We start from the raw sequence: 21,789 nt of genomic DNA on the forward strand, positions 1-21,789 counted from the left end.
ATTAGAAACCGCCGCCAGCCATCCGCCAAAAGAAGAGGGGAGCAAACGCTCCCCTCTTTCATTCACATAGAACCCGGCCGCACTCAGGCCTGCTTGTTCTTCGGCGGATTGTCCCAGATCCCCTCTTCCAGCTGGCTGCGCAGCTCGGGATACTTGTTGGCATCGAAGGTGGGCACCCGGCCCAGCTTGAGCTGATCGTTGTAATCCTTGGCCAGCTTGATGGCGACCCCGGAGAGCAGCAGTATGGCCACCAAGTTGACGATGGCCATCATCCCCATGGAGACGTCCGCCAGCGCCCAGACGGTCGGCAGTTCGCCCACGGAGCCGAACATCACCATGCCCAGCACGAACATGCGGAACAGCATCAGACCGCCCTTGTGGTTGTGCTCGAGGAACACCAGGTTGGTCTCGGCGTAGGAGTAGTTCGCGACGATGGAGGTAAAGGCGAAGAAGAAGATGGCCGCGGCGATGAAGATGTTGCCACCGCCCCCGATCTGGGAGGAGAGCGCACGCTGGGTCAGCTCCACGCCGGTCACCCCTGAGCCCGGTTCGAACTGGCCGGACATCAGGATAATGGCCGCGGTACAGGTACAGATGACGATGGTGTCGAGGAAGACCCCCAGCATCTGCACATAACCCTGGGAGGCCGGGTGCGGCGGGTATGGCGTGGCGGTGGCGGCGGCGTTCGGGGCCGAGCCCATGCCCGCCTCGTTGGAGAAGAGGCCGCGCTTGATGCCGTTGATCATCGCCTGGGAGATGGCATAGCCCATGGCGCCGGAACCCGCCTGCTCGATGCCAAACGCCGACTTGATGATGAGGGAGAACACATGGGGCAGCTCGCCGATGTTCATGATCACCACGAACAGCGCCATCAGGATATAGGCCATCGCCATGAAGGGCACCACCAGCTCGGCGAAGCGGGCGATGCCGCGAATGCCGCCGAAGATGATGAGACCGGAGAGCACCACCAGGGCCAGGCCGCTCACCCAGTCGGGGATGCCGAAGGCCACGTTCATGGCCAGGCTGATGGAGTTCGCCTGCACCGCGTTGAACACCAGACCGAACGCCAGCAGCAGGCAGAGGGAGAAGACCACCCCCATCCAGCGCATGCCGAGACCGCGCTCCATGTAGTAGGCAGGGCCGCCGCGGTAGTTGCCGTCCTCGTCCTTCACCTTGTAGAGCTGGGCCAGGGTACTTTCCACGAAGGCGGTGGCCATGCCGATGAAGGCGATCAGCCACATCCAGAAGATGGCGCCAGGGCCACCGAGGTAGATGGCGACGGCGACGCCCGCCAGGTTGCCGGTGCCCACACGGGCCGCCAGACTGGTGCACAGTGCCTGGAAGGAGGAGATGCCGGCCTGGTCGGATTTACGGCTGTTGCGCAGTACCGAGAACATGTGGCCGAAGTGGCGAAGCTGGATAAACCCCAGGCGGAACGTGAAGAAGATCCCGACCCCGATGAGCAGGTAGATGAGCACGGCTCCCCACATCAGGTCGTTAATCATTGCGATCAAGGTGTCCATAATTCTCTCGTTGTTGTTATCACATCCATGGCCAGTCTGCGCTGACCGCTCTCTGTCGATTTTGGGTTTAGCTTTTCGCTAAAGGGGCGGAATCTAGCATAGGGAGGCCGCCGGGAATAGTGATTCAGTTCACTACAAAGACAAAAAACGAACGATTTGACCCAATAAAGCTTCATTTAGCACGCAAACTTTCAACAAATTTTGGTGTGCAATCCATCGGCCGACAAATTAGCGCCAAAGGAATACTGGTCGCAATTCCCCCTTCGGGAGAGACAAATGGAAATGAGGTCTGGATCGCGGGAGGCAAGCGTTTACCTGTTGGACAGTGGTCGGCGCAGGCTGTAACGCAAAACGTTTTACACGTAATTAAATTTCAAGTGGCTGATGAAAGTATTTATGTGACGGGCTGCACAGATTTGATAATCAACTAAAAAATTTGTATTTATCTGGGCCGGAGCCAGCCGGGATAGGCCCCATTAAAATCACTACTAATCAACTAGTTACCACCTTTTACCCCCTCCCCTTTTCGCAACTGGACGAGAAGCATACACCCCCCCCTATTGCAGGATGCGCCACATCCGTATTAATTAGGCAGGCAATGGCGATGGGCCCCGCCCGTCATGCTTTTCTGAGCCTGAGCCGCCGAGTTCCTGTAATTTTATTTCAGAACGCCCGTCTCACGCCCGCAACCCCTGGGATTGCTCCCGCATAAAGAGATGATATTTGCTATGGCCGATAAATTGACCCAGCTGAAAGCCCTGACCACGGTAGTTGCCGACACCGGCGACATCGAAGCCATCAAGCGCTACCAGCCCATCGATGCCACCACCAACCCCTCCCTGGTGTTGAAGGCATCCGAGATCCCCGAGTATGCGGCACTGATCGACGACGCCATCAGCTGGGCCAAATCCCAGAGCCAGGACAAGGCACAGCAAATCATCGACGCGGGCGACAAGCTGGCGGTCAACATCGGTCTGGAGGTGCTGAAGATAGTTCCGGGTCGCATCTCCACCGAGGTGGACGCCCGTCTCTCCTTCGACACCGCCGCCAGCATCGCCAAGGCCCGCAAGCTGATCCGTCTCTACAACGAAGCTGGCATCACCAACGATCGTATCCTGATCAAGCTGGCCTCCACCTGGGAAGGGATCCGCGCCGCCGAGGTGCTGGAGAAGGAAGGCATCCAATGCAACCTGACCCTGCTGTTCTCCTTCGCCCAGGCCCGCGCCTGTGCCGAAGCCGGCGCCTTCCTGATCTCCCCCTTCGTCGGTCGCATCCTCGACTGGTACAAGGCCAAGCACAACCGTGACTACACCGCGAGCGAAGATCCGGGCGTGGTCTCCGTCACCGCCATCTACGACTACTACAAGCAGCACGACTACCCGACAGTGGTCATGGGCGCGAGTTTCCGCAACACCGGCGAGATCCTGGAACTGGCCGGCTGTGATCGTCTGACCATTGGTCCTGCCCTGCTGGAAGAGCTGAGCAAGGCCGAAGGCACCGTAGTGCGCAAGCTGAACTACACCGGCGAGCGCAAGGCCAAACCGACCCCCATGACCGAAGCCGAGTTCCGCTGGGAGCTGAACCAGGACGCCATGGCCGTCGAGAAGCTGGGCGAAGGCATCCGCATGTTTGCCGTCGATCAGGGCAAGCTGGAAACCATGCTGGCCGGTCGTCTGTAACCAGGGCGGTATCCGGTCCAGCACTCGCCGCCAGACCGCTGTTTTCACACCGAAAACAGAGACCGGCGCCTCGAGACCAGGGGCCGAGCATCCACGATAAAAACCGGGCTCCCGCGAGGGGGCCCGGTTTTTTTATGGGCCCTTTCCGGTTGTCACAAGCTCGTCACAAAAACGTTTTATTTTCAAAGCCACCGTGTTATACGGATGGTGACAACCATAAAACCAAGGAGGGAGCCATGGACATGTTCAACTTCGATTTTGACGAGGTCGTTGAGCTGGGTTCACGTAGCCGCGGGACATCGGGAAAGAAGCGTAAATGGCGCGAGATCGAGGCGCTCAAAGACAAGCACCGCTTGCAGAAGGAGCTGCAATCCATCGATATCGCCTACGAAGGATCGGACGAGCTGGAGCTCTGAGCCACGAGTCACCAGAGCGGGTCCTAAAACCCCATAACAAAACGCCCCGAACCTGTCGGGGCGTTGTCGTTTCTGGCGGGGATCAGGGGGAGAGGGGCAGTGAGAGCTGCCTGGCCAGGGCCTGGAAATGCTGGCTCACCTCGGCCCCGAACAGGGGATCGTTTTCCGCCCTGTTGTGCCAGAGCTGCTCCAGGTGGCGCCAGTCATCCTCGGTCAGGGAGTCACGCAGGTGAGGGAAGATCACCCCCTCCTCATAGTTCATGTGAGCCTCCTGCTGCTCGATGAACTGCTCCAGCCGCGCGGTGAACTGATCCAGCGGGATGACCGCATCCATCAGGATCATCTCCACCATCTCCTTGAGCTCGGTGCCCGTCTCCAGCAGTTGGGCGTGCTCCTCATGCAGGCGGTTCGCCACCTCCCCCTCCACCACCCGGTATTTCAGGTAGTAGTCGTAGATCATGTCCTCCTTGGGGTGGTGAACCTTGTCGGACACCTCCCGCAGATAATCCACCACGTCCCGGATCAGGAAGTAACTGATGGGCTGTTCGCCGCGAATGGCGACCAGCTTGTACTTCAACAGCTGCAGCAGCTTGGCGATGTTGAGGTGATCCTTGTGCAAACTGGATAACATGGGCACTCCTTGCGCTCGGTAGATAAAGGTTCTGTCTCGAGTATACGGTCATTTATTGCGCCAACTTTGCACTCAATCAAATCTGGCGCAGACAGTTTTCCCTCCTTTACCTCAACGCCAAGCCCGGATCCCGGCACCCAACCCGCCAGAAATGGGCCACCACCGGCCCGCGGATGCAATCATCCGGCGAGCGCCATCAGCCCGCGGTGGACGCATCGCAGACCGAGAGCCAGTCGATGGGCGCCTTGCCCTGACCCGCCAGCAGCCGGTTGGTCTCGGAGAAGTGGCCGCAGCCGATGAAGCCGCGGTGGGCGGAGAGCGGACTCGGGTGCGGCGCGCTCAGCACGTGGTGACGCTGGCGGTCGATGAAGCGCCCCTTCTTCTGGGCATGGGCCCCCCACAACAGGAAGACCACCCCCTCGCAGCTGGCGTTGACCTGCTCTATGACCCTGTCGGTGAAGGTCTCCCAACCGAGATGCGCATGGGAGTGGGCCATGCCCGCCTGCACCGTCAGCACCGTATTGAGCAGCAGCACCCCCTGTGTGGCCCAGGACTCCAGGAAGCCGTGGTTTGGCGTGACAAATCCTGGCAGGTCCCGCTGCATCTCCTTGTAGATGTTGACCAGAGAGGGGGGCGTGCGCACCCCGGGCAGCACGGAGAAACAGAGACCGTGGGCTTGGTTCGGGCCGTGATAGGGATCCTGGCCCAGGATCACCACCTTGACCCTGTCCAGCTCGGTCAGCTTGAAGGCGTTGAACACCTCGGTGGCGGGGGGATAGATCACCTTGCCCGCCTCCCGCTCACTCCTGACGGTCGCCAGGGTGGCCTTGAAATAGTCCTGCTCCTTCTCGGATCCAATCACATCTGTCCAGGTCAGCACACCACTCTCCTCTTGAATACCCCAATACCAGATCCCCGCCCTCGGGGTCGAATTCCACAACGCACGGGCGCAGGGTTCGCCCCAGAGGCAACGAGGGGCCCAGAATAGGGGCCAAGGCAGGCAGACGCAACCGTGGCCGAGCCGTAGAGACCCCGATCAGGCGGGACAGCCCCCTCTGCACCCGAATCCACCTGATTAGACGATGCATTAACCATGAACTTATCCTTTTTATCGATGCATCCTGGCCCCGATACGTCCTCTCACCCAGGTTTCGGCCGCCTCGCCAGCCATTCTTGCCCTCGCAGGCCCAATCCCGGCAACGGCAAAACCATAAAGATGTAGTTAAATTACTAGATTTACCGATTATAAAATGCATAATTTATATATCTTACGAAATCATAAAAATGAGAGATTTTTGATTAACCTCAATAATTTAATCCTCTCAAGACTCGCCAATCAGACTATTTTTTGATTTAGATCAACTTTCATATTATTACACTCGTGGTATATATGACCCCAACGAAGCAAAGGTGTAAGGCAAGGCCCCTTTAAATCATCCATTCGATGAGGTGGTTTAAAAACATCAGGGGTATCTCCTTACCAATGAAATCCCTTCCTATTAGGAGTCATACCATGATCAAGGGCATCCAAATCACCCAGTCCGCCAACGCCGCTCTGCTGAACTCTTTCTGGCTGCTGGACGAAGAGAAACAACAGGCTCGCTGTATCTGCGCCAAGGGCGACAGCTTCGCCGCCGACCAGGAAGTCGCCTTGTCTGATCTGGGTCAGTTCGAATACCGTGAGCTGCCGGTTCAGCAAGAACCCGTGGTGGAAGGTGGTCAGCACCTGAACGTCAACGTGCTGCGCCGCGAGACCCTGGAAGACGCCATCGCCAATCCGGAAAAATACCCGCAGCTGACCATCCGCGTCTCCGGTTATGCAGTGCGCTTCAACGCCCTGACCCCGGAACAGCAGCGTGACGTGGTCACCCGCACCTTCACCCAGAGCCTGTAATCGCCTCTGCAGTGACAACAAAAAACGGCCCATGAGGGCCGTTTTTTTATGGGCGATGGCCAACGCTCGCACCAGGAGCTCCGGCCATCTTCCTAGCCGTGCTGCTCGACGCTCTGCACGGCGGCAGGCTTGGCGAGCGCCGCCTGCATCTGTCCCTCGTCCAGCTGATCGCAGTAGCGGGCCACCACCAGGGTCGCCACCCCGTTGCCGATGAGGTTCGTCAGGGCCCGCGCCTCCGACATGAAGCGATCTATCCCCAGGATCAGCGCCAGCCCGGCCAGCGGCAGGTGCCCCACCGCCGAGATGGTGGCCGCCAGCACGATGAAGCCGCTGCCGGTGACCCCGGCCGCCCCCTTGGAGGAGATGAGCAGCACCACCAGCAGGGTGATCTGATGGAACAGATCCAGCGGGGTATTGGTCGCCTGGGCGATGAAGACGGCGGCCATGGTCAGGTAGATGGAGGTGCCATCCAGGTTGAAGGAGTAACCGGTCGGGATCACCAGGCCCACCACCGACTTCTTGCAGCCGAGGGCCTCCATCTTCACCAGCATGCGCGGCAGGACGGACTCTGATGAGGATGTGCCGAGCACGATCAAGAGCTCCTCCCGGATATAGGCAATAAAGCGCAAAATGCTGAAACCATTGGCCTTGGCGATGCTGCCGAGCACCAGGAATATAAACAGCAGACAGGTCAGATAGAAGCTGGCAATAAGTTGTCCGAGCTGGACCAGGGAGCCGATGCCATATTTCCCTATGGTGAAGGCCATGGCACCGAATGCACCCACAGGCGCCAATTTCATGATCATGTTGATGATCCCGAAAATAACCTGGGAGAAGCTGTCCACCATATTGAAGATCAGTTTTCCCTTCTCGCCGATATGGTGCAAGGAGAAGCCAAACAGCACCGCAAATAACAGCACCTGCAGAATATTGCCGCTGGCGAAGGCGCCGATCACGCTGGCCGGGATCACGTCCAGCAGGAAGGGGATGATGCCCTGTGACTTCGCCTGCTCTGCATAGGCCGAGATGGCGCTGGTATCCAGGGAGGCGGGATCCACGTTCATGCCGGCCCCCGGTTGCAGCAGGTTCACCACACACAGGCCGATGACCAGGGCCAGGGTGCTCACCACCTCGAAGTAGACCAGGGCGATGGCCCCCGTCTTGCCCACCGCCTTCATGCTCTCCATGCCGGCGATACCGGTCACCACGGTGCAGAAAATAACGGGGGCGATGATCATCTTGATTAATTTCACGAAGCCATCGCCAAGGGGTTTCATATCGGCACCCAGGCTCGGATAGAAGTGTCCCAACAATACCCCTATGGTGATGGCCAATATCACCTGAAAGTAGAGGCTGCTTAATATTTTCTTGTGCATGCTCAACGTCCTGTTAATTAATTGACACGGGCGATGGCAAAAAACGCGTGCAGGGATCCGCGGCGAGATAGTTAACTCATCTCACCCGGTTCATGCCATTTCGCCATTCCAACGGCGGCACTTTCACACGTTATAAGAATCAATTTAGCGACATCAATCACACAATATATTTAACATCATTAACACCACAGCAACCGTGATATAGCTGGTCAATGATTTATTTGAGACCTCATTGAGGACCTATCAGATATAAAGACAAATATAAAAGCGGATATAAAAATGCCCCGCATGGCGGGGCATTGTTAAGCAAGGGATCCCTTGGGATCAGGCTGAGGTATCCAGCGGCTCGAACCCCTTGATGAGATCGTCGATGGCCTTCATCTGCTTGAGGAAGCCTTCCAGCTTGTCCAGCGGCAGGGCGCTCGGACCGTCGCAGCGGGCCACTTTCGGATCCGGGTGGGATTCGATAAACAGGCCCGCTAGGCCCACCGCCATGCCGGCACGGGCCAGCTCGGTCACCTGATCACGACGACCACCTGAGGCTGCCCCCAGGGGATCCCGGCACTGCAGGGAGTGGGTCACATCGAAGATGACGGGGTAGCCACCCGTGGTCTTCTTCATCACCCCCAGACCCAGCATGTCCACCACCAGGTTGTCGTAACCGAAGTTGGCACCGCGCTCGCACAGGATCAGGCGATCGTTGCCGCACTCCTCGAACTTGTCGGTGATGTTCTTCATCTGGCTCGGGCTCAGGAACTGGGGCTTCTTGATGTTGATGACGTTGCCGGTGCGGGCCATGGCCTCCACCAGATCGGTCTGGCGCGCCAGGAAGGCGGGCAGCTGGATGACGTCAACCACCTCGGCCACCGGCTTGGCCTGGTGTACCTCGTGCAGATCCGAGATGACCGGCATGCCGAAGGTCGCCTTCAGCTCCTGGAAGATCTTCATCCCCTCTTCCAGACCCGGCCCCCGGTAGGAGTGGATGGAGGAGCGGTTCGCCTTGTCCCAGCTCGCCTTGAACACGAAGGGAATGCCAAGCTTGGTGGTCACCTCGACATACTTCTCGCACACGGCCATCGCCATGTCGCGGGACTCCAGCACATTCATGCCGCCAAACAGCACGAAGGGCTTGTCGTTGGCCACATTGATGTCGTTGATCTTGATATTTTTCTGTTCCATCTCAGCATCCTTAAGTGAAGGGGCTTCCCCGGGTCCCTCAATGGAGGGGCTTGGGGCTCAGATCCAGGGCGGCCAGCTGTGTCTTCAACACGTCCGCCACAGGATCGTCCGGGCATTGTTCAATAAAGTATTCGAAATCGTCTGCCGCGAAGCGGGGGCAGTCCAGTTGCTCGTAGATGAAGCCCCGATCCCGCGTCTCCAGGGGATCCCCGGGCTTCATGCGCAGCAGCAACTCGCTGCAGCGCAGCGCCTCCGTCATCCGCTCCTCCCGCAGCAAGGCGCCCTTGCTGACGTTGAGCAGTCGCTCGATGATCTCCCACTGACCGGAAGGCTGCAGCAGATCGTCGCTCAGGGTCGCGAGGTTGCCGAGGGCACCGCGCAGCAGCAGCTCGATGCGGTGCAGGCTCAACTCGTCGCCGTTGAAGGGGTCCACATAGACCTCTCCCTCGCTGCCGGCGAAGCTCACCAGGAAGTGGCCAGGGAAGCAGATCCCCTCCACGTCCAGGCCAATCTTGCGGCCCAGCTGGATGATGAGGATGCCGAGGCTCACCGGGATGCCCTTGCGCCGCGTCAGCACCTGGGCGAGATCGCAGTTCGCGCTCGAGAAGTAATCCTGCCAGTCCCCCTTGAACCCCAGGGTCTGGTAGAAACCGGCAAGTAACTGGCGGCGCACCTCGTCGCAGTTGCCTTCGACTATCGCCTCGTCCAGCCAGCCATCCAGCCAGGCCAGCTGTGCCTCACCGCCCCGGCTGCCCCCCTGGATCTCGTCGCTGACGCATAGCGCCAGCTCGGCCAGATCATGAGCCTCGAAGTCGGTCCATTCATCCACACGCATCATCTTCGTCATTCCTAGCCGAACAGGCTGGCCTGTTTCAGGACAGCGAGCTTGGCGATAAAGAAGATCCACCCCAGGGCCCCCAGGAAGGCAAACCAGCGGATGGCATTGCTGCGCGCCAGACGCAGCGCCATCATGGCCAGAAACGCCACCACCAGGATGGCGGTCAGCTTCTCGCTGAGCCAGGGGGTACCATTGTTGAGGGGATTGAGATCCAGCACCATGCACAGCAGCACGCCAGAGAGTATGACCAGGCCGTTCAACCAGCCCGTCAGCTTCATGATCTGGCCGCTGTAGGCACGGCCGGAGCCGGTCTGCACCCAGTAAAACCGCAGTATAAACATCAGCACCGCCGCCGCGATCAGCACCAGGTGCAGGTGTTTGAGAGCAAAATACATCACTTGTCCTTACCAATGTGTGAATCGGACGCCGGCTCCCCGGGCCATTGCCCCAGGCTCACCCTGTCGTTATCCCCGTAATCCCGCACCGTGGCTACCTGAAGGTAGCCCTGTTGCAGCAGGAGTTGACGCACCGCGTCCCCCTGCTCCCAGCCGTGCTCCAGCAGGAGCCAGCCACCGGGCAGCAGATGGGCCGGTGCCTGCCCTACGATAAGCCGGATGTCCGCCAACCCCTGTTCGTCCGCCACCAGGGCGGAACGGGGTTCGAAGCGCACGTCCCCCTCATCGAGATGGGGATCCGCCCCGTCGATATAGGGGGGATTGGAGACGATCATCGCAAAGCGCGGCGCCCCCTCTCGCAGGGGCTCGAACCAGCTGCCGTCCCGCACCTCGATGGGCAACCCCAGGGCCACGCTGTTGTGGCGCGCCAGGGCGACCGCCTCCGGCATCCTGTCCACCGCCCAGACATCGGCATCGGGCCGCTCGGACTTGAGCGCCAGGGCGATGGCCCCGGTACCCGTACCGAGATCCAGCAGGGCGCAAGGGCCGACTGGCAGGCGAGCCAGCGCCTGCTCCACCAGCACTTCTGTGTCCGGGCGCGGGATCAGGGTCGCCGGGCTCACCTTGAGGGGCAGGGACCAGAACTCCCGCTCACCGACGAGGTGGGCGATGGGCTCCCCCGCGAGGCGGCGGGCGAGCCAGCCTTGCAGGGTGGCCTGCTGGCCCGCATCGAGCTCGCGCTCCGGCCAGGTCATCAGGTAGCTGCGTCGGCAGTCCAGCAGGTGGCAGAGCAGGGCGTCGGCATCGGCACGGGGGGACTCCCCCCCGGCCAAGACCGTCATGATATGGGTTCGAGCCTGCTGAATCTGCATCAGCCGTTGTCTGCCAGGGAGGCGAGCTGATCCGCCTGGTATTCCTGCACCAGCGGCGTGATCACGCAGTCCAGATCCCCCTCCAGGATCTCGCCGAGGCGATAGAGGGTGAGGTTGATGCGGTGCTCGGAGAGGCGCCCCTGAGGGTAGTTGTAGGTGCGGATGCGCTCTGAGCGATCGCCGGAGCCCACCAGGTTGCGGCGGGTGCTCTGCTCGGCGGCGCGGTGACGCTCATCCTCGGCCGCCTGCAGGCGGGCGGAGAGCACGGACATCGCCTTGGCGCGGTTCTTGTGCTGGGAGCGCTCATCCTGGCACTCCACCACCAGACCGGTGGGCAGGTGGGTGATGCGGATGGCGGAGTCCGTCTTGTTGACGTGCTGACCACCGGCCCCGGAGGCGCGGAAGGTGTCTATCTTCAGCTCGGACGGGTTGATCTCGATCTGCTCGGCTTCCGGCACTTCCGGCAGCACGGCCACGGTACAGGCTGAGGTGTGCACCCGGCCCTGGGATTCGGTCTCCGGCACCCGCTGCACCCTGTGGCCGCCGGACTCGAACTTGAGGCGACCGTAGACGCGCTCGCCGTCCACCTTGGCGATCACCTCCTTGTAGCCACCGTGCTCGCCGTCGTTGCAGCTGACGATGGAGACGCGCCAGCCCTGGCGCTCGGCGTAGCGGGAATACATGCGGAACAGGTCCCCCGCGAAGATGGCCGCCTCGTCGCCACCGGCGCCGGCGCGGATCTCCAGATAGCAGTTGTTGTCATCCTTGGGATCCTTGGGCAGCAGCATCACCTGCAGCGCCTGCTCCTGCTCCTCGAAGGCGGCCTTGGCGAGTGGCAGCTCCTCCTGGGCCATCTCCCGCAGATCGGCGTCATCCTCCTCCAGCATCAGCCTGGTGGTCTCCAGATCTCCTTCGGCCTGACGGAAGCGCTGGAAGGCCTGGACTATGTCTTCGAGCTGGGCATATTCCCGAGTCAGGGCACGGTATCTGTCCTGATCCGAGGCCACGCCGGGCTCGCCGAGCAGGGCCTGTACTTCTTCGTGGCGCTCGATGAGGCCTTCCAGCTTTCTGATCAATGACGGGTTCATGACTCTTGTTTCTCGATAATTCGGGTTCTGGATGGGGGAAGGGACGGCAGACGTGCCAGCCCCTGAACTATGACTCTTGTGACAATCCCAGCACCTGACGCAACTGGGACAGCTTGTGGGCATCCCCCTGGGAGGCGGCCTGACGCAGGGCCTGGGTCGGTGCATGGATCAACTTGTTGGTGAGGCGGTGCGCCATGGCCTTGAGCGCCTGCTCGGCGCTCTCGCCCTGCTGCAGGGCCAGCAAGGCCCGTTGCAGCTCCTCGTCGGCCACCTGCTGGGACTGGTGGCGATAATCGCGGATGAGATCCACCGAGTGCAGGCTGCGATACCAGCCCATGAAGTCGTCGCGCTCTTCCTGCACGATGAGCTCGGCCTCGGCGGCGGCCCGTTTGCGGGTCTCGAGGTTCTGCTCGATGATCCCCTGCAGATCGTCCACCGTGTAGAGGTAGGCGTCCGGCAGCTCGTCCACTTCGGCCTCGATGTCCCGCGGCACGGCGATGTCCACCAGGAACATGGGCTTGAAGCGGCGCGCCTTGAGGGCCCGCTCCACCATGCCCTTGCCGATGATGGGCAAGGGGCTCGCAGTAGAGCTGATGACGATGTCCGCCTCGTGCAGGTAGTCCGGGATCTCCTCCAGGGTCATCACCTGGGCACCGAACTCTTCGGCCAGCAGCTGGGCCCGCTGCAGGGTGCGGTTCGCCACCATCATCTGGGTGACGTTCTGCTCGCGCAGGTGACGGGCCACGAGTTCTATGGTCTCGCCGGCGCCCACCAGCAGCACCTTGGTCTGGGAAAGATCGGAGAAGATGCGCCGACCCAGGCTCACGGCGGCGAAGGCCACCGACACGGCGCTGGCGCCGATCTCGGTGTCGGTACGCACCCGCTTGGCCACTGAGAAGGATTTCTGGAACAGTCGCTCCAGCGAACCTTTCACCGCCTCGGCCTGCTGGGCATGGGCGTAGGACTGCTTGATCTGCCCCAGGATCTGGGGCTCCCCCAGCACCAGGGAATCCAGGCCGCAGGCGACCCGCATCAGGTGGCGTACCGCCTCCTCGTCCCGGTGCCGGTAGATGGCGGAGACCACCTCGGCCGCATCCAGCTTGTGGAAGTGCTGAAGCCAGTGCAGCACCTGCTCCCCCTCCCCCTGCTCCAGGCTGCAGTACAGCTCGGTTCGGTTGCAGGTGGAGACGATCACCGCCTCGCTGACGCCGGGCTGCTCCACCAGCTCACGCAGGGCGCGATCGATGCAGTCCGGGCCAAAGGCGACCCGTTCCCGCAAGGCGACACTGGCGGTGTTGTGGTTGATTCCGAGGGCAAGCAGACTCATGAGTGGGTGGCGATCATTTCGTGCACAGGGTGTAGAGGCCGTCAATTGTACGAGAAAGGGTAAGTCTTTAAAAGCGATACGGCCGCCCCTTATACTGTGGCAAATTCCTTCTCCGGAGCCTGACCTTGTTCTTGCGCATCTTCTCTCTCGCCTGCCTGCTGGTGCTGGCCGGCTGTACCACCACCTCCCCCCAGCGGGATCAGGTCAACTGGCAACAGGAGCGAGCCCGCCTCGAGCGCCTCGATCACTGGCAGCTGTCTGGCAAGATGGCCATCATCACCGCCCAGCAGAAGGGCAGCGCCCGCCTCAACTGGCAGCAGGACGGTGACGACTATCGCCTCAACCTCACCAGCCTGATCGGCACCCATATTCTGGAGCTCTCCCGCACCAAGGGCGAAGTCACGCTCATAGACAATGACGGCAAGACCCACCAGAGCCAAGACGCCGAGGCGCTCATCTACCAGCTCACCGGCTGGAACATCCCGGTACAGGGGCTGCCCGAATGGATCAAGGGGCTGCCCGGCCGGGCCGAGTTCGAACTCAACCCCGACGCCAGCCTGGCCAGCGTGCGGGACGGCCAGTGGCAGATCGTCTACGGCGACTACCGGGATCAGGCCGGCTATCGCCTGCCCCACCTGCTGACCATGACCGGCCAGGGCAGCCGCCTCAAGCTGCAGATCAACCAGTGGAACCTGATGCCATGATGGCCGGCTCAGCGCAGGCGCAGCTGCCGACCCTCCGCTGGCCCGCCCCGGCCAAGCTGAACCTCTTCCTGCACGTCAATGGCCGCCGCCCGGACGGCTATCACGAGCTGCAGACCCTCTTCATCTTCCTCGACCACGGGGACTGGCTGGAGTTCGAGCCGCTCGAAGGCACGGATTTGCTCACCCTGAGCCCCGCCATCCCCGGCGTCCCCGACGAGCAGAACCTGATCATCCGGGCCGCCCGCCTGCTGCAAGCCAGGTTGCCGAGCCCCCGGGGGGCCCACATCAAGCTGGAGAAGGTGCTGCCCATGGGGGGCGGCATCGGCGGCGGCTCCTCGGATGCGGCCACCACCCTGGTGGCCCTGAATCATCTCTGGCAGGCGGGTTTGAGCGAAGATGAACTGGCGGAGCTTGGGGTACAACTCGGCGCCGACGTGCCCGTGTTCGTGCGCGGACGGGCCGCCTTCGCGGAGGGGGTGGGTGAGCGGCTGCAGCCGGTCGAGGTGCCATCGGCCTGGTATCTTGTGCTCAAGCCAGATTGCCATGTGGCGACGGCCGTCGTGTTCCAGGATCCGGATCTGCCGAGAAATACCCCCAAGATGGCATTGCACAACCTGCTGGACGGGGAGTGGAAAAACGATTGCGAGTCGCTGGTGAAAAAGCGCCACCCCGAGGTTGCCAATGCGCTCGGCTGGTTGCTAGAATACGCGCCGTCAAGAATGACGGGCACTGGAGCCTGCGTCTTTGCTCAATTTAAAGACGAAGTGGCTGCTCGGAAGGTGTTGGCAAAGGTGCCGGAAGGCTGGGATGGGTTTATCGCCAAGGGCGAGAACATATCACCACTCTTCGTCACTTTGCAACAAGTCAGTGATTGGGGTATCGCCAAGCGGTAAGGCAGCGGGTTTTGATCTCGCCATCCCTAGGTTCGAATCCTAGTACCCCAGCCATTCTCTTGGTGAATGAGACAGGCAATCGATGACGGTCCGGACAGTGTGAACAGACATTCTCCCCAAACCGTCCGCTTTTGACCCTGCCCCATCACCAATGGCTGACTGCACCCCAGGCCGGTGACAGCCTGTGGCGACCTCGCCCGTCAACGCTATGAATCGTTTGCCAAAGAACGATATGGGTCCAAACAGACCCTCCACAAACTGGATGCAACCCCGAGGTTTCAAACCGTGCCTGACATGAAGCTGTTTGCTGGTAACGCAACGCCGGAACTAGCCCAGAAGATCGCAGATCGCCTGTTTATCAAACTCGGCAATGCTGCCGTAGGTCGCTTTAGCGACGGCGAGATCAGCGTACAGATCAACGAGAATGTACGTGGTGGCGATATCTTCATCATTCAATCCACCTGTGCCCCGACCAATGACAATCTGATGGAATTGATCGTCATGGTGGATGCACTGCGTCGTGCTTCAGCTGGCCGTATTACTGCCGTAATCCCCTACTTTGGTTATGCCCGTCAGGACCGCCGCGTCCGCTCCGCCCGTGTGCCCATCACCGCCAAGGTCGTCGCCGACTTCCTCTCCAGCGTGGGTGTGGATCGCGTGTTGACCGTTGACCTGCATGCCGAGCAGATCCAGGGCTTCTTCGACGTCCCGGTGGACAACGTGTTCGGCAGCCCAGTGCTGCTGGAAGACATGATGTCCAAGAATCTCGAATCCCCCGTGGTTGTATCGCCGGACATCGGCGGTGTGGTGCGTGCCCGTGCCATCGCCAAGCTGCTGGATGACACCGACATCGCCATCATCGACAAGCGTCGTCCCCGCCCGAACGTCTCCCAGGTCATGCACCTGATCGGTGACGTGGCCGGCCGCGACTGCATCATCGTCGATGACATGATCGATACCGGTGGCACTCTGTGCAAGGCGGCCGAAGCCCTGAAAGAGCGTGGTGCCAAGCGTGTGTTCGCCTATGCGACTCACCCCGTCTTCTCCGGCTCCGCCGTGGAAAACATCAAGAATTCGGTCATCGATGAGCTGATCATCACCGACTCCATCCCGCTCACCGCCGAGATGAAAGCCGTCGGCAAGGTCAAGCAACTGACCCTGTCCACCGTGCTGGCCGAAGCCATTCGCCGTATCAGCAACGAAGAGTCCATCTCTGCCATGTTTGAGCATTGATAGACCCCGTTGTGACAAAAACCGCCAACTGGCGGTTTTTGTCTTTTTAGCTCCCCCGGTATTGCCCTGCCCCGGCAGGTTAAGGATTGTCCATGAAGTGCCCCCGTCTTCTGCTTGTTTTCCCGCTCTGTGCCCTGCTCTCTGCCTGCTTGCCCGGCAAGGAGAGCTCTCCCTTCACCCTGACCCTGGCGCACATGAACGACACCCACTCCCAGTTCGATCCGGTCAACGCCGAGTTCAAGGGCACCATCTTCAACAAGGCGGAGAGCGACACCCTCTACACCCGCATCGGCGGCTACCCTCGCCTGCTCACCATGGCCAAGGCCTACCAGGCCGAGGCGCTGGCCAAGAATGAACCCCTGCTGCTGCTGCACGGCGGCGACGCCTGGCAGGGCAGCGGCTACTTCAAGCTCAACGAGGGGATGGCCAACGCCGAGCTGCTGAGCCAGTTCGGCCTCGACGCCATGGCCCTTGGCAACCACGAGTTCGATCTCGACAACCAGAAGCTGGCCCGCTTCATCCAGGGGGTGAACTTCCCGGTGCTCGCCGCCAACCTGGATGCCAGCGACGACGAGGATCTCGCCCGGGCCGACAACCTCAAGCCCTTCGTGGTCTACGCCTTCGAGGGCAACCAGAAGAGCCCGGTCCCGGATCTCAACCACCTGCCCAAGGGCAAGCAGCTGGTCGCCGTCATGGGGTTGGTGCTGGAGGACATGGCCAACATCTCCCCCAACGTGGGTGAGCTCCATTTTCGCAAGGAGGTCGAGGCGGCCCAGGCCACGGTGGATCTGTTGCAGGCCAAGGGGATCAACCAGATCGTCGCCCTGACCCACATCGGCAATGCCCGGGATCTGGCCCTCGCCGCCGAGGTGAACGGGCTGGACGCCATCGTTGGCGGCCACTCCCACAGCCTGCTCGGCGACTTCACCAACGTCGGCTGGGGCAACACGGGGGAATACGCGGCCCTGATCACCAACCCGGACGGAGTCGGCCTCACCTGCGTGGTGCAGGCGGGCTCCTACGCCCAGGCCATCGGCCGCGCCCGCGTCAGCTTCGACGGTCATGGTCGGGTCATCGGCTGCAAGGGTCAGAACCAGCTGCTGGCGAGCCGCGACTTCTTCGCCGACCCCGCCCGCCAGCAGCCCCTGGACAAGGCCCGCAGCCGACAGGCGAGCAAGTTTGTCGATGCCCAGCCGAACCTGGTGGCGGTGGATGAGGATCCGCGCCTGCGCGGCCTCATCGACAGCCACTTCAAGCCGGCCCTGGACAAGGCGTTCGGCCCCGTCATCGCCACCCTGCCGGCGGCACTGCAAAACGCCCGCCGCCCCGGAGACAACGGCAGCGACAGCCACGGCTCGGACGTCGCCCCCCTGGTGGCCGAGGGGCAATATTATTGGGCCAACACCCCGGTGGTGCAGGCCCTGACCGGTGGCCCGGTGAACTTCGCCCTGCTGGCGGTGGGGGGCGTGCGCGCCGACCTGCCCGCCGGCGAGCTGCGGGAGGGGGACCCCGCCCTCACCCTGCTGCCGTTCAAGAATCCCCTCAGCGTACTGACCCTCTCCGGTGCCGACGTGCGGGCCCTCTTGACCGAGACCATCACAGCCACCCTGCCCGCCAGCGCCCACGCCGGCAAGTTCCCCTATGGCGGGCACCTGCGCTACCGCTTCACCGAGACGGTGGCGGGCAAGCGCGGCACCCTGAGCCAGTTGCAATGGCAGAGTGCCGATGGGCAGTGGCAGGATGTCGTGGATAACCAGCGCTACAAGGTGGTGACGAACGCCTACAGCGCCAACGGCAACGACGGCTGGCAGGCGCTGGCCCGCGCCCAGGCGCAGCAGGCCGAGCGGGTGGATCTCGCCTGGGTCGATGGCAAGCTCACCGCCTTCCCTGTGCTAAAGGTGGAGCAGAACGGCGCCCAGCTGAACGCCCGCTACGCGGAAGGTCAGACATTGGATTGCAAGGCCCGTGGCGTGGATTGCGGCACGGACGCAGCCTCCTTCGTGCAGTACGTGAAGGAGCAGCGCCCGACCCTGACGGCCCTCGCCGAGGAGACGGTCACCCTGCTGCGAGCCCAGTGACGGGCACCCGGGAGGATTACAGAGACGGGCTCTGACAGGGCCCGTTTTTTCTCCTGTTTGTCGCCCTGTCAGCCCTAATTCCCCACCTGGCCTGCGCTTTGGTTGAGTGATCGCCACTCGGCGGCTAGAATATTGCGTCCCATTGCCCTGGGCCATCGGTTGATGGCGCCCAGCAGTGCAACTAGCGAGTGAAGACATCAAGCGTGACGAATCAAATCAAACTGATTGTCGGGCTGGGTAATCCCGGCCCCGAATACGCCAAGACCCGCCACAACGCGGGGGCCTGGTATGTGGAGCAGCTGGCCCGCTGGCACAACGTCAGCCTGCGCGAAGAGCCCAAGTTCTTCGGCCACACCGCCCGCATCCTGGTGGAGGGGCAGGATGTGCGCCTGCTCATCCCGAATACCTATATGAACCTCTCCGGCAAGGCCGTGGCGGCGCTGGCGCGCTTCTACCAGATAGCCCCGGAAGAGATCCTGGTGGCCCACGATGAACTGGATCTGCCCCCCGGCATCGCCAAGTTCAAGCAAGGGGGCGGTCACGGCGGTCACAACGGCCTAAAAGACATCATCGCCAGGATGGGCAACAACAATAACTTCTTCCGCCTGCGTCTGGGGATAGGTCACCCCGGCGCCAAGGAGCTGGTGGCCGGCTTCGTGCTGACCAAGGCCCCCAGCAGTGAACAGAGCCTGATCGAGGCCGCACTGGACGAAGCCCTGCGCGCCACCGACGTGCTGTTCAAACAGGACATGACCAAGGCCATGAACCGGCTGCACAGCTTCAAGGCCGAGAAAGTCTGAATACGGATACCTGGCAAGTGTCAGGGTCACACAATATGACAGGGTCGCCTCCGCGGCCCTCACACAGCATCCATCAATAAGGTAACAATCCATGGGTTTTAAATGCGGTATCGTGGGCCTGCCCAATGTAGGTAAATCCACCCTGTTCAATGCGCTGACCAAGGCCGGCATCGAAGCCGCCAACTTCCCGTTCTGCACCATTGAACCGAACACGGGTGTGGTCCCCATGCCGGATCCCCGTCTCGACGCCCTGGCTGCCATCATCAACCCCCAGCGCGTGGTGCCGACCACCATGGAATTCGTGGACATCGCCGGCCTGGTGGCGGGCGCCTCCAAGGGTGAGGGTCTGGGCAATCAGTTCCTGGCCAACATCCGCGAGACCGAGGCCATCGGCCACGTGGTGCGCTGCTTCGAAGACGAGAACATCGTCCACGTCGCGGGCAAGGTCTCCCCGGCCGATGACATCGAGGTGATCAATACCGAGCTGGCCCTGTCTGACCTGGACGCCTGCGAGCGCGCCATCAACCGTCAGTCCAAGCGCGCCAAGGGCGGTGACAAGGACGCCAAGCTGGAAGTGGAAGTGCTGGAGAAGATCAAGGTGGCCCTGGAAAACGGCCAGATGATCCGCGGCATGAAGCTGGACAAAGACGAGCTGGCCGCCGTTGCCCACCTCAACTTCCTGACCTTGAAGCCCACCATGTACATCGCCAACGTGGCGGAAGACGGCTTCGAGAACAACCCCTTCCTGGACAAGGTGCGTGAGATCGCCGCCGCCGAGAACGCCGTCGTGGTCGTGGTCTGCTGCGCCATCGAGGCAGACATCGCCGAGCTGGACGACGCCGATCGCGCCGAGTTTATGGCAGATCTGGGCATCGAAGAGCCGGGTCTGAACCGGGTGATCCGCTCCGGTTACGAGCTGCTGAACCTGCAAACCTACTTCACCGCCGGGGTGAAGGAAGTGCGCGCCTGGACCATTCCGGTCGGTGCCACCGCGCCGCAGGCCGCCGGCAAGATCCACACCGACTTCGAAAAGGGCTTCATCCGTGCCCAGACCATCGCCTTCGACGACTTCATCACCTACAAGGGTGAGCAGGGCGCCAAGGAAGCAGGCAAGATGCGCGCCGAAGGGAAGGACTACATCGTCAAGGATGGCGATATCATGAACTTCCTGTTCAACGTCTAACGACGCAGCCATCCAGAGGGCCACCGCCAATCCGGCAGTCCCCTCAGCGATGCAAAAAGCCCGTCCAATCCTGGACGGGCTTTTTTATTGCAGTCAAAAACACTGCAAGGTGGCGACCTTAAAGATCACAGATGATGCCAATTCCACATTGGCAATATAAACGCCAACCAAAGACGAGCCATTTATAGGAAACGCCCTCGCCCGCTCTCAGGGGCGCATCCAGGCACTGCCAAACTGCACATAGACGGCGGATCCCTCCCGGCTCCAGGCCAGATCCAGCCCCATGTGCAGGCCGTACTTGCGCGCTATCTCGTAACGCACGCCAACTCCCCCCGCCACCACGCTACGCTCGTCGAAGAGGGCGCTGCCCGAGTCGCCAAACCCCTTGCCCACCCCGCCAAAGCCCACCAGGCTGTAGCGATCCCAAACGGGCCACAGCAGCTCCGCTTCCAGCTGCGCCACCCTCTGCCCCTGATAACGCATGGCGGGTACCCCGCGCAGGGAGACATAGGGAGACATATAGAAGGGGGTATCGCCGGCGTTGCCGCTCAGGGAGCCGTTGATCCCGAGGCTGGCCCGGTGCGGCAGGGGCACGTACTGGATGCCGGTCAGGTCATAGCGGGTGAAGTCGAGATCGCTGCCAAGACCCGGCGCGAAGACGGTGGCGCTGGCCTCCAGATAACTGCCCGCTCTCGGGGTGAAGATGTTGTCGCGGCTGTCGTGGGTGAAACTGGCGCCGAGACCGCTGATGCGTTGCTCCCGATCGCTCTGGGGCAACACCATGGGCGAGTCGAAGGTGGCCTTGGTATCGGCGAGCAGGTAACTCAGCCCCAGCCAGCTGTCACTCTCCCCCAGCCGGTAGCGCTCCCGCACCAGGCCGCCGGTGAGATCCAGGGTATAGGAGTAAGCGCGCGGCTCCCCGCCACCCAGCCCGCGCCCGTAATAGTCGAGGTTCAGGCTGGTCTTGATGGCCCCCAGATGGGAATTCAACCTGTTGTCGAGCCAGTAGCGCAGATCGCCGCCAAAGTAACCGTGCGTCCCGTTCTCCGTCCCCAGCCCACCGACGAGGGTGATGTTGGGGCGGTTGAAGCCGCTGCCGGGATCCGGCCTGTCGATAAAGGCGAGGGCACCGACCGCCCCCAGCCCCAGGGCCGGCTCGGTGATGGGGATCACCACGGGCATGAAGCCATAGGCCTGGTCGATGAAGCGGCTCACATCCAGCCTGCCATCGTCACCGCGGATCAGGGAGTGGGTAGGCTGGCCCGTGCCGAGAGTACTGGCGTTGGCGGTGCCGGCAATCTCTGCCCCCTCCTTCCGTGCCTCGCCCTTCTGCTCCTTGCCCACCACACTGGCGGTCTGGGTTGCGGCGGCCAGCGCCACTCCGGACGTCAGCGTCATCGCCAACAGGCGGATGAACAACGCAGGCAGGCAGAGTCCCGCCTTCAGCCAAGACTCATAGCCGGACGCCGGCAACAGAGCACCGGGCTTTTTCAATCCAGGGCTGTTTTTGTGCAACGGAAGACCTCTTCTTATGGGGATTTGACCCCGTCGGGCCCGGCCCCTCGGCGTCAGTAGCCAGGGTATGTCCGGAAAACAGTCGGGCGGCGCAGGAATATGGAGAGCAATCGCTCAAAAAATCGCTGTCGAATAAAGCAACAAGCTGATTTTAGATGATATTTA

At 61.6% G+C, this 21,789-nt stretch carries 21 protein-coding genes and 1 tRNA gene; 11 read left to right on the top strand and 11 right to left on the bottom strand.

Going from position 1 to position 21,789, the window contains the following annotated elements:
• Nucleotides 1-83: 83 nt before the first annotated feature.
• Nucleotides 84-1,523 carry an alanine/glycine:cation symporter family protein gene (locus ACT5M9_RS05815; RefSeq protein WP_438548667.1) on the bottom strand — a complete coding sequence of 480 codons (1,440 nt, stop codon included), beginning with the start codon at nucleotides 1,521-1,523 and terminating at the stop codon, nucleotides 84-86.
• 119 nt (nucleotides 1,524-1,642) lie between these two features.
• On the opposite strand from ACT5M9_RS05815, the gene ACT5M9_RS05820 reads away from it, so the two are divergent.
• The 3 genes from ACT5M9_RS05820 (at nucleotide 1,643) to ACT5M9_RS05830 (ending at nucleotide 3,618) form a co-directional block, all read left to right on the top strand.
• On the top strand, nucleotides 1,643-1,954 hold the full coding sequence (locus ACT5M9_RS05820) for a hypothetical protein (protein ID WP_457981043.1): 312 nt from the start codon (nucleotides 1,643-1,645) through the stop codon (nucleotides 1,952-1,954).
• Nucleotides 1,955-2,251: 297 nt separating this feature from the next.
• Nucleotides 2,252-3,202 carry a transaldolase gene (tal, locus tag ACT5M9_RS05825; RefSeq protein WP_438548666.1) on the top strand — a complete coding sequence of 317 codons (951 nt, stop codon included), beginning with the start codon at nucleotides 2,252-2,254 and terminating at the stop codon, nucleotides 3,200-3,202.
• Between the two features lie 236 nt (nucleotides 3,203-3,438).
• Nucleotides 3,439-3,618 carry a DUF3545 family protein gene (locus ACT5M9_RS05830; RefSeq protein WP_438548665.1) on the top strand — a complete coding sequence of 60 codons (180 nt, stop codon included), beginning with the start codon at nucleotides 3,439-3,441 and terminating at the stop codon, nucleotides 3,616-3,618.
• An 82-nt stretch (nucleotides 3,619-3,700) separates the two neighbouring features.
• On the opposite strand, the gene ACT5M9_RS05835 is transcribed toward ACT5M9_RS05830, so the two are convergent.
• Nucleotides 3,701-4,249 carry a hemerythrin domain-containing protein gene (locus ACT5M9_RS05835; RefSeq protein WP_457981041.1) on the bottom strand — a complete coding sequence of 183 codons (549 nt, stop codon included), beginning with the start codon at nucleotides 4,247-4,249 and terminating at the stop codon, nucleotides 3,701-3,703.
• 196 nt (nucleotides 4,250-4,445) lie between these two features.
• Complete coding sequence (gene ung, locus ACT5M9_RS05840) at nucleotides 4,446-5,129, bottom strand: uracil-DNA glycosylase (protein WP_457981039.1); 684 nt, start codon at nucleotides 5,127-5,129, stop codon at nucleotides 4,446-4,448.
• 633 nt (nucleotides 5,130-5,762) lie between these two features.
• Between ung and grcA the strand changes: the two genes are divergently transcribed.
• The gene (gene grcA, locus ACT5M9_RS05845) at nucleotides 5,763-6,143 is read left to right on the top strand and encodes an autonomous glycyl radical cofactor GrcA (protein ID WP_438548662.1); all 381 of its coding nucleotides are present in this window, start codon (nucleotides 5,763-5,765) and stop codon (nucleotides 6,141-6,143) included.
• A 92-nt stretch (nucleotides 6,144-6,235) separates the two neighbouring features.
• Here the strand turns inward: grcA and ACT5M9_RS05850 are convergent, their stop codons facing one another.
• The 7 genes from ACT5M9_RS05850 to hemA all read right to left on the bottom strand — a co-directional run bounded on the left by ACT5M9_RS05850 (nucleotide 6,236) and on the right by hemA (nucleotide 13,218).
• Nucleotides 6,236-7,519 carry a dicarboxylate/amino acid:cation symporter gene (locus ACT5M9_RS05850; protein WP_457981037.1) on the bottom strand — a complete coding sequence of 428 codons (1,284 nt, stop codon included), beginning with the start codon at nucleotides 7,517-7,519 and terminating at the stop codon, nucleotides 6,236-6,238.
• 324 nt (nucleotides 7,520-7,843) lie between these two features.
• Nucleotides 7,844-8,698: a 3-deoxy-8-phosphooctulonate synthase gene (kdsA, locus tag ACT5M9_RS05855; RefSeq protein WP_438548660.1), complete on the bottom strand. Its 855-nt coding sequence runs from the start codon at nucleotides 8,696-8,698 to the stop codon at nucleotides 7,844-7,846.
• A gap of 37 nt (nucleotides 8,699-8,735) precedes the next feature.
• Nucleotides 8,736-9,536: a SirB1 family protein gene (locus tag ACT5M9_RS05860; protein WP_438548659.1), complete on the bottom strand. Its 801-nt coding sequence runs from the start codon at nucleotides 9,534-9,536 to the stop codon at nucleotides 8,736-8,738.
• 11 nt (nucleotides 9,537-9,547) lie between these two features.
• Nucleotides 9,548-9,931, bottom strand: a complete 384-nt coding sequence (locus tag ACT5M9_RS05865; RefSeq protein WP_457981035.1) for a SirB2 family protein — start codon at nucleotides 9,929-9,931, stop codon at nucleotides 9,548-9,550.
• Nucleotides 9,931-10,803 (bottom strand): peptide chain release factor N(5)-glutamine methyltransferase, encoded by an 873-nt coding sequence (gene prmC / locus ACT5M9_RS05870; protein WP_457981033.1) that lies wholly within the window; start codon nucleotides 10,801-10,803, stop codon nucleotides 9,931-9,933. The genes ACT5M9_RS05865 and prmC overlap by 1 nt, the downstream gene beginning before the upstream one ends.
• Nucleotides 10,803-11,891 carry a peptide chain release factor 1 gene (gene prfA, locus ACT5M9_RS05875; RefSeq protein ID WP_438548656.1) on the bottom strand — a complete coding sequence of 363 codons (1,089 nt, stop codon included), beginning with the start codon at nucleotides 11,889-11,891 and terminating at the stop codon, nucleotides 10,803-10,805. The genes prmC and prfA overlap by 1 nt, the downstream gene beginning before the upstream one ends.
• Before the next feature lie 67 nt (nucleotides 11,892-11,958).
• A complete protein-coding gene (gene hemA, locus ACT5M9_RS05880) occupies nucleotides 11,959-13,218 on the bottom strand; it encodes a glutamyl-tRNA reductase (RefSeq protein ID WP_457981031.1) in 1,260 nt (419 codons plus the stop codon).
• A gap of 119 nt (nucleotides 13,219-13,337) precedes the next feature.
• Here hemA and lolB point away from each other — a divergent pair, with 119 nt between their 5' ends.
• From lolB to ychF, 7 genes are all read left to right on the top strand, one after another.
• Nucleotides 13,338-13,922 carry a lipoprotein insertase outer membrane protein LolB gene (lolB, locus tag ACT5M9_RS05885; RefSeq protein ID WP_457981652.1) on the top strand — a complete coding sequence of 195 codons (585 nt, stop codon included), beginning with the start codon at nucleotides 13,338-13,340 and terminating at the stop codon, nucleotides 13,920-13,922.
• Nucleotides 13,923-13,945: 23 nt separating this feature from the next.
• Nucleotides 13,946-14,815, top strand: a complete 870-nt coding sequence (gene ispE, locus ACT5M9_RS05890) for a 4-(cytidine 5'-diphospho)-2-C-methyl-D-erythritol kinase (protein ID WP_457981650.1) — start codon at nucleotides 13,946-13,948, stop codon at nucleotides 14,813-14,815.
• Nucleotides 14,795-14,869, top strand: a tRNA-Gln gene (locus tag ACT5M9_RS05895). The genes ispE and ACT5M9_RS05895 overlap by 21 nt, the downstream gene beginning before the upstream one ends.
• A 231-nt stretch (nucleotides 14,870-15,100) precedes the next feature.
• Complete coding sequence (locus ACT5M9_RS05900; protein WP_349918973.1) at nucleotides 15,101-16,048, top strand: ribose-phosphate pyrophosphokinase; 948 nt, start codon at nucleotides 15,101-15,103, stop codon at nucleotides 16,046-16,048.
• Nucleotides 16,049-16,140: 92 nt separating this feature from the next.
• A complete protein-coding gene (locus ACT5M9_RS05905; protein WP_457981029.1) occupies nucleotides 16,141-18,126 on the top strand; it encodes a bifunctional metallophosphatase/5'-nucleotidase in 1,986 nt (661 codons plus the stop codon).
• Between the two features lie 203 nt (nucleotides 18,127-18,329).
• Complete coding sequence (gene pth / locus ACT5M9_RS05910) at nucleotides 18,330-18,926, top strand: aminoacyl-tRNA hydrolase (protein WP_457981027.1); 597 nt, start codon at nucleotides 18,330-18,332, stop codon at nucleotides 18,924-18,926.
• A 91-nt stretch (nucleotides 18,927-19,017) separates the two neighbouring features.
• Entirely contained in the window at nucleotides 19,018-20,109 is a 1,092-nt protein-coding gene (gene ychF / locus ACT5M9_RS05915) for a redox-regulated ATPase YchF (protein ID WP_457981026.1), read from the top strand.
• 207 nt (nucleotides 20,110-20,316) lie between these two features.
• Here ychF and ACT5M9_RS05920 read toward each other — a convergent pair whose 3' ends face one another.
• Nucleotides 20,317-21,603, bottom strand: a complete 1,287-nt coding sequence (locus tag ACT5M9_RS05920; protein WP_457981024.1) for a BamA/TamA family outer membrane protein — start codon at nucleotides 21,601-21,603, stop codon at nucleotides 20,317-20,319.
• Between the last annotated feature and the right edge of the window lie 186 nt (nucleotides 21,604-21,789).

The sequence above is a fragment of the Aeromonas sp. AE23HZ002T15 genome, assembly GCF_054165525.2.

Bases quoted from the DNA above. Each gene is read 5' to 3' on its own strand.
- ACT5M9_RS05815 (WP_438548667.1), bottom strand. From the start codon at position 1,523: ATGGACACCTTGATCGCAATGATTAACGACCTGATGTGGGGAGCCGTG.
- tal (WP_438548666.1), top strand. From the start codon at position 2,252: ATGGCCGATAAATTGACCCAGCTGAAAGCCCTGACCACGGTAGTTGCC.
- ACT5M9_RS05830 (WP_438548665.1), top strand. From the start codon at position 3,439: ATGGACATGTTCAACTTCGATTTTGACGAGGTCGTTGAGCTGGGTTCA.
- ACT5M9_RS05835 (WP_457981041.1), bottom strand. From the start codon at position 4,249: ATGTTATCCAGTTTGCACAAGGATCACCTCAACATCGCCAAGCTGCTG.
- grcA (WP_438548662.1), top strand. From the start codon at position 5,763: ATGATCAAGGGCATCCAAATCACCCAGTCCGCCAACGCCGCTCTGCTG.
- ACT5M9_RS05850 (WP_457981037.1), bottom strand. From the start codon at position 7,519: ATGCACAAGAAAATATTAAGCAGCCTCTACTTTCAGGTGATATTGGCC.
- kdsA (WP_438548660.1), bottom strand. From the start codon at position 8,698: ATGGAACAGAAAAATATCAAGATCAACGACATCAATGTGGCCAACGAC.
- ACT5M9_RS05860 (WP_438548659.1), bottom strand. From the start codon at position 9,536: ATGATGCGTGTGGATGAATGGACCGACTTCGAGGCTCATGATCTGGCC.
- ACT5M9_RS05865 (WP_457981035.1), bottom strand. From the start codon at position 9,931: ATGTATTTTGCTCTCAAACACCTGCACCTGGTGCTGATCGCGGCGGCG.
- prmC (WP_457981033.1), bottom strand. From the start codon at position 10,803: ATGCAGATTCAGCAGGCTCGAACCCATATCATGACGGTCTTGGCCGGG.
- prfA (WP_438548656.1), bottom strand. From the start codon at position 11,891: ATGAACCCGTCATTGATCAGAAAGCTGGAAGGCCTCATCGAGCGCCAC.
- hemA (WP_457981031.1), bottom strand. From the start codon at position 13,218: ATGAGTCTGCTTGCCCTCGGAATCAACCACAACACCGCCAGTGTCGCC.
- ACT5M9_RS05905 (WP_457981029.1), top strand. From the start codon at position 16,141: ATGAAGTGCCCCCGTCTTCTGCTTGTTTTCCCGCTCTGTGCCCTGCTC.
- ychF (WP_457981026.1), top strand. From the start codon at position 19,018: ATGGGTTTTAAATGCGGTATCGTGGGCCTGCCCAATGTAGGTAAATCC.